Source organism: Embleya sp. NPDC001921, assembly GCF_053594475.1.
Genome location: NZ_JBSFEO010000102.1, coordinates 1 through 13,975, shown reverse-complemented (window position 1 = coordinate 13,975; position 13,975 = coordinate 1). Strand labels below are relative to the sequence as shown.

Below are 13,975 nucleotides of genomic sequence, written 5' to 3'. Positions count from 1 at the left end.
TCACCGATCGAATGCCCCAACAACAACCCCGGCCGCACACCGAACGACTCGACCAACCGAAACAGCGCCACCTCCACCGCGAACAACGCAGCCTGCGTGAACACCGTCTCGTCCAACAACCCCGCAGTACCCTCCACCCCGAACACCACATCCCGCACCGAAAAACCCACATGCCCGACAAGCCGCCGATCCAACTCCGACACCACCGCATCGAAAGCCCCCGCGAACACCGGGAAAACTCCGTACAGCTCACGCCCCATCCCAACCCGCTGACTCCCCTGCCCACTGAACAGGAACACCGGTCGGCGGTCCGCCCGCGCGACGCCGACGGTCACGCCCGCGGTCCGGCGTCCTTGCGCGACGGCGGTGAGCCCGGCGAGCAACTCCGTCCGGTCCGCGGCCGTCACCACCGCACGGTGGTCCAGCGCGGCGCGGGTGCCGGCCAGCGCGGCGGCCAGGTCGGCGGGGGCGATGTCGGCGCGGCCGGCCACGAGATGCGCGTGCAGCCGCTCGGCCTGGGCGGCCAGGGCCTGCGGTGTCCTGGCGGAGAGCACATACGGCAGCACGCTCGGATCGGCCTGCGACGCGGCGCTCGGGGCGTCGGCCGGCTCGGGCGGGCCGTACTCCAGGACCGTGTGCGCGTTGGTCCCGCTGATTCCGAACGAGGACACGGCGGCCCGACGCGGCCGGCCCGTCTCCGGCCACGCACGCGCCTGGGTCAACAACTCCACCGCACCCACCGACCAGTCCACATGCGGCGTCGGCACATCCACATGCAGCGTCCGGGGCAACACGCCGTGCCGCATCGCCAGCACCATCTTGATCACCCCCGCCACCCCCGCGGCGGCGGTGGTGTGCCCGATATTGGACTTGAGCGCGCCCAGCCACAGCGGCGCGTCCGCGGGCCGTTCCCGGCCGTAGGTGGCGATCAGGGCCTGGGCCTCGATCGGGTCGCCGAGCGCGGTGCCGGTGCCGTGCGCCTCGACGGCGTCCACGTCCCGGGCACTCAGCCGCGCGTTCGCCAGCGCCTGCCGGATCACCCGTTGTTGCGCGCGCCCGTTGGGCGCGGTGAGCCCGCTGCTCGCACCGTCCTGGTTGACGGCCGAGCCGAGGATGGTCGCCAGGACCCGGTGGCCGTTGCGGCGCGCGTCGGAGAGCCGTTCGACGAGGAGCATGCCGACGCCCTCGGACCACCCGGTGCCGTCGGCGTCGGCGGCGAAGGCCTTGCAGCGGCCGTCGGCGGCGAGCACCCGCTGCCGGCTGAACTCCACGTACACCCCCGGGTTGGCCATCACCGTGACGCCGCCGGCCAGCGCCATCGAGCATTCGCCGGCGCGCAGCGCCCGGCCCGCGAGATGCAGCGCGACCAGCGACGACGAGCAGGCCGTGTCGATCGTGACGGCCGGCCCCTCCAGGCCGAAGGTGTAGGCGAGGCGGCCGGAGGCGACGCTCGCGGCGTTCCCGGTGGCGAGGTAGCCGCCGAGTTCGTCGGGCACGTCCATGCCGGCCAGGTAGTCCATGTCGACGGCGCCGACGAACACGCCGGTGGCGGAGCCGCGCAGGACTGCGGGGTCGATCCCGGCCCGTTCGAACACCTCCCACGACGTCTCCAGCAACAACCGCTGCTGCGGGTCCATCGCCAGCGCCTCGCGCGGCGAGATACCGAAGAAGCCGGCGTCGAAGTCGGTCGCGTGCTCGACGAAGCCGCCCGCGCGGACGTAGCTGGTACCGGGGTGGTCGGGGTCGGGGTGGTAGAGCCCGTCGACCGGCCACCCGCGATCGGTGGGGAAGCCGGTCAGTCCGTCGCGGCCCTCGACCAGCATGCGCCACAGGTCCTCGGGCGACCCGACGCCGCCGGGGAACCGGCAGGCCATCGCGACGATCGCGATCGGTTCCGTGTCCCGTTGCTCGGCGCGGCGCAACTCCGCGCGCGCGTCGTGCAGTTCCGCGGCCACCCGCTTGAGGTAGCCGACCAGCTTGTGATGGTCCGGCGGGTCGCGGTCCGGCATCGTGGTGGCGGTCCTTCCTGGGCTCGACGAAACGGGGCGAACGCGGTCACGCCGGGCCGAGTTCGCGGTCGATGAAGTCGAGCACCTCGTCGGCACTCGCCTCCTCGAGCTGCGCGGCGGCGTTCGACGGGGTGGTGTCCGGGTCGCCGTCGGCGCGCGTGCCCCCGTCGCGCCACGCGGTGCGCAGCCGGTCGATCCGGGCGGAGATCTCGGCGCGGTCGTACCCGTCCGCGCGCACCCCGGCGAGCCGGGCCGCCAGGCGGTCGAGTTCCTCCAGCACCGCGGGCACCGCGACGGCGGCGGTGTCGGGCACGAGTTCCTTGAACAGGTGGTCGGCGAGAGCGGCCGGGGTCGGGTGGTCGAAGACCAGGGTGGTGGGCAGCCGCAGGTCGGTGGCGGCGTCGAGTCGGTTGCGCAGTTCCACGGCGGTCAGCGAGTCGAAGCCGATGTCGGTGAACCCGCGGTGCGGATCGACCGCGTCCGCGTCGCCGAGGGCCAGCACGGTGGCCGCGTGGCCGCGGACCAGGTCGACCAGCAACATGCGCCGGTCGGCCTCGGCCAGTGCGGCCAGCCGGCGCACCAGGTCGGCGGCGGGTTCCGGCCGGGCGGCGCTCCGGGCCCCGGGCCGCCCCGGGCCGCGGATCAGGCCGCGCATCGCGGCGGGCACGGCGCCGGCACCGCGGTTCAGGGCCGCGCCGTCGACGCGGACCGGCAACAGCAGGGGGTCGGGCAGGGCCGCGGCGGCGTCGAACAGGGCCAGACCCTGTGCCGCGGAGAGCGGCACCATCCCGGAGCGCGCCGCCCTGGCCCGGTCGACCGGGCCGAGGCCGGCGGTGATCTCGCTCGCCTGATCCCACAGTCCCCAGGCGAGCGACGCGCCGGGTCGGCCGCCGGCCCGGCGATGATGGGCGAGGGCGTCGAGGAAGCTGTTGGCCGCCGCGTAGCCTCCCTGCCCCGCGCCGCCGAGCACTCCCGCCGCCGAGGAGTACATCGCGAACACGGCGAGGTCGGCGTCGGCGGTCAACCGGTGCAGGTTCACCGCGCCGTCGATCTTGGGGCGCAGAACTCGGCGCAGTCGATCCGCCGTCAGCGAGGTGACGACGCCGTCCTCGACCACGCCCGCGGCGTGCACGACGGCGGTCAGCGGGTGCGCGGCGGGTACCCGGGCCAGCACCTCGGCGAGTTGCGCCCGGTCGGCCACGTCGCACGCGGCGATCTCCACGTGTGCGGCGCCGAGCCCGCTCAGTTCCGCGCGCAGCGCCGCCGCGCCCGGGGCCCGCTCGCCGGCCCGGCTGGTGAGCACCAGGTGTCGGGCGCCGTGCTCGGTCACCAGGTGCCGGGCCAGCAGGCCGCCGAGCGCGCCGGTGCCGCCGGTGATCAGCACCGTGCCGTCCGGGTCGAGTGCGGCCGGCACGGTGAGCACGATCTTGCCGACGTGTTTGGCCTGGCTCATGTACCGGTACGCGTGCGCGGCTTCCCGGATGTCCCAACTGCGCACCGGGAGCAGGTGCAGGGCGCCGCTGTCGACGAGGTCGACGATCTCGGTGAGGATCCGGCCGATGATCTCGGGGCCGGGGTCGAGGAACGGCCGGTAGCTCACCCCCGGGTACAGCTCGGCCGTGTGGCCGGGGTCGCGCAGGTCCGTCTTGCCGAGCTCGATCAACCGGCCGCCGGGTGCCAACAACCGCAGCGAGGCGTCCACGTACTCGCGGGCCAGCGAGTTGAGCACGACGTCGACGCCGCGGCCGTCGCCCGCGCCGGCGAAGGCGTGCTCGAAGTCGAGCGAGCGGGAGGAGGCGATGTGCCGGTCGTCCAGGCCCAGTTCGCGCAGGGTGTCCCACTTGCCGGGACTCGCCGTGGCGTAGACCTCGGCACCGAGGTGCCGGGCCAGTTGCACGGCGGCCATGCCCACGCCGCCGGCCGCCGCGTGGATCAGTACGGATTCGCCCGGCTTGAGGTCGGCGAGCCCGATCAGCGCGTGGTGGGCGGTCTGGAAGACGACCGGCATCCCGGCGGCCTCGGCGAAGGTCCACCGCGGCGGGATCCGCACGACGGCCCGGTGGTCGACGACCGCGATCGGGCCGAGCGAGGCGGGCACCCGGCCCGTCACCCGGTCGCCGGGTTGCCAGTCGCCCGCGGCCGAGCCGACCTCGGTGACCACGCCGGCGGCCTCGGTGCCCATGCCGACATGGGCGGGCACCATGCCCAGACCCACCAGCACATCGCGGAAGTTGAGGCCGGCGGCGCGTACCGCGATCCGGATCTCGTGCGGGGCGAGCGCGCGGGCGGCGGCCGGGAACGGCAGCGGCGCGAGCCGGTCCAGGTCGCCCGCTCCGGTGGTGTCCAGCACCCAGGGGCCGTCGGGGGCGGCGGGCAATAGCCGGTCGGTGTCCGCGCGGACGATCCGCGGGACCAGTGCCGCGCCCGCGCGGACGGCCGTCTGCGGTTCGTCGGCGGCGAACGCCGCCCGTACGGCGTCGGGCAGTGCGGTCGGCGAGTCGGGATGCGCGTCGAGGTCGGCGAGCAGGAACCGTCCCGGGTGTTCGGCCTGTACGGAGCGCAGCAGCCCCCAGACCGGCGCGTGGGTCGGGTCGGTGACGCCCTCGTCGTCGCGGGCCGCGACCGCGCCGCGGGTGAGCACGACCAGCCGGGTCGTCTCCCACGCGGAGTGCGCGAGCCAACCCTGGACGGTGTGCGCCATCCGCTCCACGGCCCGATCGGCCGAGTCGGGCAACTCCGCCGCGGAGACCGGGGCGAGGGGAAGCAGCACCACGGCGGGGGTCGCGGACTCCTCGGCGAGCGCGGCGGCATCGGGGTACGCGCGCGCCGCGATCCCGGTTCGCCGCAGCGCGTCACCCAGGCCGAAAGGGTCGACGCCCAGCACGGCCCACGGGCCCGCGATCGTCTCCCGCGACGGCTGGGGCGGTGCGAGCGCGCCCCAGTCGAGCCGGAACAACGACCCGCCGGCCGTCTCCGTGCGGCCGGCCGGGCGCGTCACCAGTTCGCGAACGGAGACCACGGGGTTGCCGGAGCCGTCGGCGGCGACCAGTTCGACCGCGTCCGGGCCGGTGACCGACAGCCGTACGCGCAACGCCTCGGCGCCGACGGCGTGCACGCTCACCCCGCTCCAGGAGAACACCAGCCGCGCCTGCCCGGTGTCCCGGCCGAGCCCGGTCAGGCCGCCGGCGTGCAGGGCGGCGTCGAAGAGCGCGGGGTGCAGCAGGAAGTCCGCGGCGTCGGCGCCGTGTTCGCCGGGCAGGGCCACCTCGGCGTACACCCGCCCGTCCAGCCGCCAAGCGGCGCGCAGGCCTCGGAACGAGGGACCGTACCCGAATCCGCCGGCCGCGAGGTCGGCGTAGAAGTCGCCGAGGTCCACCGGTTCGGCTCCGGGCGGCGGCCAGGTCGCCCAGTCGGCGGGGTCCGTGCCGGGCGCGGTCTCGGCGGCGGCCCCGGGGGTCAGGACGCCGACCGCGTGCAGGCACCACTCGCCGTCCGCGCCCGACCCGTCGTCCACCGCGTCCTCGCGCCGGGAGTGCACCTCGACCCGACGGCGGCCGTCCTCCTCGCCCGGCCCGACCGTGACCTGCAGCCGCACCGCGGCGTCCTCGGGAACGACGAGCGGTGTCCGCACCGTGAGTTCGGCCAGGTGCGGACAACCCGCACGGTCGCCGGCCCGGACGGCGACCTCCACGAACGCGGTGCCGGGGAAGAGCACGCCGCCGTCGATCGCGTGGTCGGCCAGCCAGGGGTGGGTGCGCCGGGACAGCCGTCCGGTGAGGACCAGTTCGCCCCTGCCCGCCAGACCCAGCTCGGCGCCGAGCAGCGGATGGCCGGTGGCGACCAGTCCGAGGCCGGCCGCGTCGGGCGTGGCCGCGCCGTCGTCGAGCCAGTAGCGCTTGCGCTGGAAGGCGTAGGTGGGCAGGTCGATCCGGCGGGCGCCGGTGCCGGCGAAGAAGCGCTCGCCGTCGATCCGGCCGCCGGACAGGTGCGGCGCGCCGAGGGCGTGTACCGCGGTAATCGCTTCCGGCCGGCCTCGGCGCAACGCGGGTACGCAGACCGGGATCGCGGCGGGCGCGGGCCGGCGGGCGGCCAGGCAGTCCCGGGCGAGCGCGGTCAGCACCCCGTCCGGGCCCAGCTCGATCAGCGCGGTCGCGCCCGCGTCGGCCAGCGCGGCGACGCCGTCGGCGAACCGGACCGTCCCGCGCACGTGCCGGGCCCAGTAGTCCGCGCTGCCCAGCTCCTCGGCGCTCGCGGGGCGGCCGGTCAGGTTGGAGATCACCGGGATGCGCGCGGGCGAGGCCGTGACGGTGCCGGCCACGTCGCGGAAACGATCGAGCATGCCGTTCATGTGCGCGCTGTGGAACGCGTGACTCGTGCGCAACCGCCGGGTCTTGCGACCTTGGTCGGCGAACCGCCCGCCCAGCGCGAGCACCGGTTCGGCGTCTCCGGAAAGCACCACGGCGGTGGGGCCGTTGACCGCCGCGAGGTCGACGGCGCCGCCGTACCCGGCGACGACGGCGCGTACCTCCTCCTCGCTCGCTGCGATCGCGATCATCGCGCCCGTGGCGGGCAGTTCCTGCATCGCGGTGGCCCGGGCCGCGACCAGCGCCGCCGCGTCCGGCAGCGACCACACCCCGGCCAGGTACGCGGCGGACAGTTCGCCGATCGAGTGGCCCAGCAACAGATCCGGGCGCACGCCCCACGACTCGTACAGCCGGAAGAGGGCGACCTGGAGCGCGAACAGGCCGGGCTGCGCGTAGACGGTCCGCCCGAGCAGTTCCTCGGTGACCGGGTCGTCGACGCTCAGCACGACCTCGGCGAGCGGCCGGTCGACCTGCCCGGCCAGTCGGGCGTCGAGTTCGCCGGCCACCGCGTCGAAGGCGTCGGCGAACACCGGCCAGGCCGCGTGCAGTTCCCGGCCCATACCGGGGCGCTGGCTGCCCTGGCCGGTGAACAGGAAGGCCGAGCGCGGGCCTTGTACGGCCCGGCCGCGCAGGGCGTTCGCCGCGTCCTCGCCCCGGGCCAGCGTGTCGAGCCCGGCGAGCAGGTCGTCGGGGCCGGTGCCCACGACGACCGCGCGGGAGTCGAGGGCGGCGCGCGAGCCGGCCAGCGAGTAGCCGACGTCGACGGGCCGGAATCCGGGTCGGGCGCGCAGGTGCGCGGCGAGCCGGGCGGCCTGGTCGCGCAGGGCCTCGTCGGTGCGGGCGCCGAGGACCCAGGGCAGGGCGGGCGGGTCCGTGCCCGCCGGGCCCGCGTCGGGGACGTCGGTTGCCGCGCCGGCGGTGGTCGCCTGCTCGAGGAGGCGGTCGCCGGCCCCGGTCGCCGCGTCCGGGCCGCCCGACTCCCCCGCCACGCGCCCCGCGGCCGGCTCCGGCGCTTCCTCCACGATCACGTGCGCGTTGGTGCCGCTCACCCCGAACGACGAGATCCCGGCCCGGCGCGGGCGGCCGGCCCGCGGCCACGGACTGGCCCGGGTGAGCAGTTCCACACCGCCGGACGACCAGTCGACGTGCGGTGTCGGCTCGTCCACGTGCAGGGTCCGCGGCAGCAGGTCGTGCCGCATGGCCTCGATCATCTTGATCACGCCGGCGACGCCGGCCGCCGCGCCGGTGTGCCCGATGTTCGACTTGACCGCGCCCAGCCGCAGCGGCTGCCCGGCGGGCCGGTCCCGACCGTAGGCGGCCAGCAGGGCCCGGGCCTCGATCGGGTCGCCCAGGACGGTGCCGGTGCCGTGCGCCTCGACCGCGTCGACATCGCGGGCGTTCAGCCGCGCGGCGTCGAGGGCCTGCCGGATGACCCGTTCCTGCGCGAGGTCGTTGGGGGCGGTCAGCCCGTTGCTGGCGCCGTCCTGGTTCACCGCGCTCCCGCGGATGACGGCGAGCACCGGGCGCCCGGCCCGGCGGGCGTCGCCGAGCCGCTCCAGGAGCAGTACGCCCGCGCCCTCGGCCCAGCCGGTGCCGTCGGCCGCGGCGGCGAACGCCTTGCAGCGCCCGTCGGGGGCGAGGCCGCGTTGGCGGCTGAACTCGATGAAGATGCCCGGCGTCGACAGCACGGTGACGCCGCCGGCCAACGCCATCGTGCACTCGCCCCGGCGCAGCGCGTGCACGGCGAGGTGGATCGCCACGAGCGAGGACGAGCATGCGGTGTCGACCGTGACGGCCGGCCCCTCGAGACCGAGGGTGTAGGCGATCCGCCCGGACGCGACGCTGACCATGCCGCCCGTGCCGAGGTATCCCTCGACCTCTTCGGGGATGTTGCCGAGCCGCTCGACGTAGCCCGAGGAGATGGCCCCGGCGAAGACCCCGATCGGGCTGCCTTCGAGCGAGCTCGGGTCGATGCCGGCGCGCTCGAACGCCTCCCAGGAGGTCTCCAGGAGCAGCCGCTGTTGCGGGTCCATCGCCAGCGCCTCGCGCGCGTTGACGCCGAACAGTTCGGCGTCGAAGTCGGCCGCACCGTCCAGGAATCCGCCGCGCCGGGTGTACGTCCGGCCGGAGCGGGCGGGGTCCGGGTCGTAGATGCCGTCGACGTCCCAGCCGCGGTCGCGCGGGAAGTCGCCGACCGCGTCGACGCCGTCGACGACGAGTTGCCACAGCTCCTCGGGCGTACCCACCCCGCCGGGGTAGCGGCAGGCCATGCCGACCACGGCGATCGGCTCGTGCGCCGCCGCCTCGACCTCGCGCAGCCGCTGCCGGGTCCGACCGAGGTCCGCCGTGGCCCGCTTGAGGTAGTCGAGGAGCTTTTCTTCGTTGGTCGACACGCGAGCCCACTTTCACCAGGTGGCCGGAGGGAAACCGGGGGAGGCCGGACGGAGTTCTCGTACGCCGGGGTCAGCCGGTGCCCAGCTCCCGGTCGAGCAGGTCGAACATCTGCTCCGCGGAGGAGGCGGCCAGGGCCTCCCCGCCCAGGGCGGCGTCCGGCGCGCCGGCGCCCGACGAATCCCGCCAGTTCCACAGCAGGGTCTCCAGGCGCCGGGCGACCGCCTCCCGCGTCGCCGGGTCGGCGGGCAGCCGGGACAGGGCCTGCTCGAGTCGGCCGAACGCCATCGGCGCCGGTCCGGCCGCGGTCGCCGCCGGCGGCCCGAGTTCGCCGCCCAGGTGGGCGGCCAGGGCCTCGGTGGTGGGGTGGCTGAACACGAGGGTCACCGGCAGGTGCAGGCCGAGGACGGCACCGAGCCGACCGCGCAGTTCGACCGCGGCCATCGAGTCCAGGCCGAGGTCGCGCAGCGGCCTGTCGACGGCCACGTCCGTGTCGGCCCGGCCCAGGACGGCCGCGACCTGGGCGGCCACCAGATCGCGCAACGCCCGCCGACGGTCCTCCTCGCCCAGCGCGGCGAGTCGGCGCAGCAGGGCGTCGCTCGCGGCGGTGCGCTCGTCCTCGCCTCCCGCCGCGACATCGTCGGCCGGTCGGGCCGCACCGGGCCGCGGCAGGGCGGCCGAGCCGGTCGGCGGAGTCGGGGACTCGACCTCGGCGAGCGCGGCGCGGAGTTGCTCCGGCGAGACCGCGCGCAGTGCGAGCGAGCGCACCGTGAAGGCGGCTGCGCCGGTGGTGGTCGCCGCGACCAGCGAGAGCGTGTCCGGCGTGTCGCCCCCCGCCTCCAGCCGGATCCGCAACGAGGTCGCGCCGGGCGCGTGCAGCGTGACACCGGACCAGGCGAACGCCATCCGGATCGCGTCGCCGCCCCCGGACCGCACATCGGGCGTTCCGTCCTCGGACCGCACGTCCGCCGTGTCGCCTTCGGTCCGCACGTCGGCCGTGTCACCCTCGGGCCGCGCACCGGACCGCACGTCGGGCGTTCCGTCCTCGGACCGCACATCGGCCGTGTCGCCTTCGGTCCGCACGTCGGCCGTGTCACCCTCGGGCCGCACATCGCCCGTTCCGTCCCCGGATCCGCCCTCCGTCGCGCCGGTCTTCCCCGCCGTCACGCCGACCGCTCGGAGCGCGGCCGTCAGCAGCACCGGGTGCAGTCCGTAGCCGGCGGCGCCGTGCCGCTGTTCGGCGGAGAGCGCGACTTCCGCGTACCGGGTCCCGCCCGCCTGCCATACGCCGCGCAGCACGCCCCGGGCCGGGTCCGCGGGGTCGCCGGCGGCCGGCACGGCCACGGGTACCGCTCCGACCGGGGGCCACACGATCAGGTCGTCCTCGGGACCGGGGGTGTCCTTCGCCTCCTCGATCGCGGGGGCGAGCAGACCGTCGGCGTGGCGGGTCCAGGGTCCGGCCGTCGCCGGGTCGTCCGGGCGCGCGTGCACGGCCACGACGTGGCGGCCGTCGGGGCGTGCGGGGCCCACCGACACCTGGAGCTGTACGCCGGCGTGCTCGGGCAGCGGCAGCGGTGCCCGGATGGTCAGTTCGTCGACCGTGCCGAGGCCGGTCGTCCGGGCCGCGTGCAGGGCGAGTTCGACGAAGGCGGCGCCGGGCAGCAGCGCGGTGTCCGGGGAGGTGTACTCGGCGAGCCACGGGTGGGTGGGCCGCCCGACGCGTCCGGTGAGCACGACCCCGGCCGCGTCGGCCAGGTCCACCGCCGCGCCCAGGACCGGGTGCCCGGTGGGAATCAGTCCCAGGCCCTGCGCGTCGGCCGCTCCGCCGGGTGCGCCCCGCAGCCAGTACCGCTCCCGCTGGAAGGCGTAGCCGGGCAGGTCCGTCAGCCGCGGCTCGTGGTCGGCGAGGGCGACCCGCCAGTCGACCCCGACGCCGTGCGCGTACGCGCGGGCCAGGGCGCCGGTGAAGCGGTCGGGGCCGCCCTCGCCCCGGCGCAGAGTGTCCAGGACCGCGGCCCGCGATCCGGCCGCCTCGACGGTCTCCAGGACGGCGGTGGTCAGCACCGGGTGCGCGCTGGTCTCGATGAAGGTGTCGTGGCCTTGGTCGAGCAGCCCCCGGACGGCCTCGTCGAAGCGCACGGTCCGCCGCAGGTTGGTGTACCAGTACTCGGCGTCCAGGGCGGTGCCCTCCAGTGGGCCGCCGGTGACCGCGGAGTGGAACGGCACGCTCGCGGCGCGTGGTTCGATGTCCGCGAGGGCCGCCAGCAGGGCTTCGCGAATCGACTCGACCTGCGGGGAGTGCGAGGCGTAGTCGACCGGGACCCGCCGCGCCCAGAGGTTTCGCTCCCCGGCCCGCGCGAGCACTTCGGTCAGCGCCCGCGGGTCGCCGGACAGGGTCACCGAATGCGGGGCGTTGACCGCCGCGAGCGAGATCCGGTCGCCGAACGGCGCGGTCAGCTCGGCCGCTTCCTCGGCGGACAGCGCCAGCGAGGCCATGCCGCCCTTGCCGGACAGGTCGAGGATCGCCTTGCTGCGCAGCGCGACGACCTTCGCGCCGTCCGCCAACGAGAGCGCGCCCGCGACGCACGCGGCGGCGATCTCGCCCTGGGAGTGGCCCACCACCGCGGCGGGTTGCACGCCGTACGAACGCCACAGTCCGGCCAGCGAGACCAGCACCGCCCACAACACCGGTTGCACCACGTCGACCCGCTCCAGCCACCCGTCCGACGCAGAGCTCAGCACCGCGGTCAACGACCACTCGACGAACGGCGCGAGCGCCTCCTCGCACGCCCGGATCTGCGCGGCGAACGCGGGTGACGCGGTGAGCAGCCCGCCGGCCATCGTGGCCCACTGGGAACCCTGACCGGGGAAGACGAACACCGGACGGGCTCCAGCGTGGGCGACCCCGACCACCGCGTCGACCCCAGAGCCGCCCGCCGCCAACCCCGCAAGGGCCGCCGACAACCCCTTCCGGTCGGTTGCCGTGACCACGGCCCGGTGGGCGAGCCCGGCGCGGGAGACGACCGACGAGTAGGCGAGATCGACCAACCAGGGGTCGGCCGTGTCCCTTTCGGGCAGCGCCTCGACGTACTCGGCGAGCCTGGCCGCCTGCGCGCGCAATGCCTTGTCGGAGTGCGCGGACAGCACGAAGGGCAGGACGGTGCCGGGGTCGGCGGGGCGGGGCGCGCTTGCCCGCGCCGGCGGGGCGGGCGGCTGTTCGAGGATCACGTGCGCGTTCGTGCCGCTGACACCGAAGGCCGAGACGGCCGCACGGCGTGGCCGGCCGAAGTCGGGCCAGGGGCGCGGTTCGGTGAGCAGTTCCACGGTCCCGGCCGACCAGTCCACGTGCGGGGTCGGCTCGTCGACGTGCAGGGTGGCGGGCAGTACACCCGCGCGCATCGCCATCACCGTCTTGATCACGCCCGCGATGCCCGCGGCGGCCTGCGTGTGGCCGATGTTCGATTTCACCGAGCCGATGTGGACCGGGCGTTGGGCCGGCCGGTCCCGGCCGTAGGTCGCGATCAGCGCCTGGGCCTCGATCGGGTCGCCGAGCGCGGTCCCCGTCCCGTGCGCCTCGACCGCGTCGACGTCCTGTGCGGACAGGCCCGCGGCGGCCAGCGCCTGCCGGATGACGCGCTGCTGGGACGGCCCGTTGGGCGCGGTCAGGCCGTTGCTCGCGCCGTCCTGGTTCACCGCGGACCCGCGAATGACGGCGAGTACGCGGTGCCCGGCGCGGATCGCGTCCGACCGGCGCTCCAGCACCACGACACCGACACCCTCGGCCGGGCCGAAGCCGTCGCCCGCCGCCGAGAACGCCTTGCAGCGGCCGTCCGGCGCGAGGCCGCGCAGGCGGCTGAACTCGACGAACAGGCCGGGTTCCGACATCACGGTCACACCGCCGGCCAGGGCCGTCGCGCACTCCCCGCCGCGCAGCGCCTGGACCGCCAGGTGCAGGGCGACGAGCGAGGACGAGCACGCGGTGTCGACGGAGACCGCGGGCCCCTCGAAGCCGAAGGTGTACGCGACCCGGCCGGAGCCGACGCTCGGCGTGTTCCCGGTGCCCAGATACCCCTCCAGTTCCTCGGGGGCCCGGTCGAGCCTGCCCGCGTACCCCTGTGCGGCCAGACCGGTGTACACGCCGGTTCGGCTGCCGCGGAGGGCGTCCGGCGCGATACCGGCGTGTTCGAGGGCTTCCCAGGACGTCTCCAGGAGCAGCCGTTGTTGTGGGTCCATCGCGAGCGCCTCGCGCCGGCCGATGCCGAAGAGTTCGGCGTCGAAGCGGTCGGCGTCGTACAGGAACCCCCCGGATCGGGTGTAGCTGGTGCCCGGGTGCTCGGGGTCGGGGTGGAACAGGCCCGCGAGGTCCCAGCCGCGGTTCGCGGGAAACTCGGAGATCGCGTCGCCACCCGCCGCGACCAGGCGCCACAGGTCCTCGGCGGAGCGCACGTCCCCGGGGAACCGGCAGGCCATGCCGACGATCACGATCGGATCGTGCGTGCCGGAGGCCGGCGCGGTGGACTCCGCGGCGACCGCTTCCGGCTCTGCTCCGGGCAGTTCGGCGCCGAGCCGCCGGGCCAGCGCGGCCGGGGTCGGGTGGTCGAAGACCAGGGTGGCGGGCAGTCGAAGCCCGGTGGCGGCGGCGATCCGATTGCGCAGTTCGACCGCGGTCAGCGAGTCGAAGCCGAGGTCCTTGAACGCGCGATCATCGGCGACCGCCGCTTCGCCGCCGTGGCCGAGCACGGCGGCGACGTGCGTGCGGACCAGTTCCGACAACACCCGGGAGCGCTCGGCGGGCGCGAGGGTCGCCGTACGTCGCTGCCAGGCCGACCCACCCACGGCGCCGTCGGGCGCCGCCACCCGACGGGTCGGGCCACGAACCAGGCCGCCGAACACGCCCGGCAGCACGCCCGTCCCGGCCGACGCGCGCAACGCGGCCGGGTCCACCCGCAGCGGCACCACCAGTGCCTGCGGCCGGGATCGGGCGGCATCGAAGAGCCGTAGTCCGAGTGGGGTGGACATGGGCAGGATGCCGCCGCGCGCCATCCGGTCCAGGTCGCCTCGGCCCAGGTCGCCGGTCATGCCGCTGGTCTCTTCCCACAGTCCCCAGGCCAGCGACGTGCCGGGGAGGCCGGCGGCCTGTCTGTGGGCCGCGAGCGCGTCCAGGAAGGCGTTGGCGGCGGCGTAGTTGGCCTGTGCCGCACTGCCCAGGAC

Annotated in this window: 2 protein-coding genes and 1 pseudogene; all 3 read right to left on the bottom strand. The window is 75.6% G+C overall.

What is annotated here, in order from left to right; translation table 11 throughout:
* On the bottom strand, positions 1-2,009 hold a 2,009-nt coding region (locus ACWCPW_RS50590), incomplete at its 3' end, for a type I polyketide synthase (RefSeq protein WP_449768434.1).
* A gap of 46 nt (positions 2,010-2,055) precedes the next feature.
* Positions 2,056-8,757, bottom strand: a pseudogene (locus ACWCPW_RS50585) (SDR family NAD(P)-dependent oxidoreductase); the annotation flags it as partial.
* A 79-nt stretch (positions 8,758-8,836) separates the two neighbouring features.
* Positions 8,837-13,975, bottom strand: a 5,139-nt coding sequence (locus ACWCPW_RS50580; RefSeq protein ID WP_449768433.1) for a type I polyketide synthase, incomplete at its 5' end; no start/stop codon positions are given.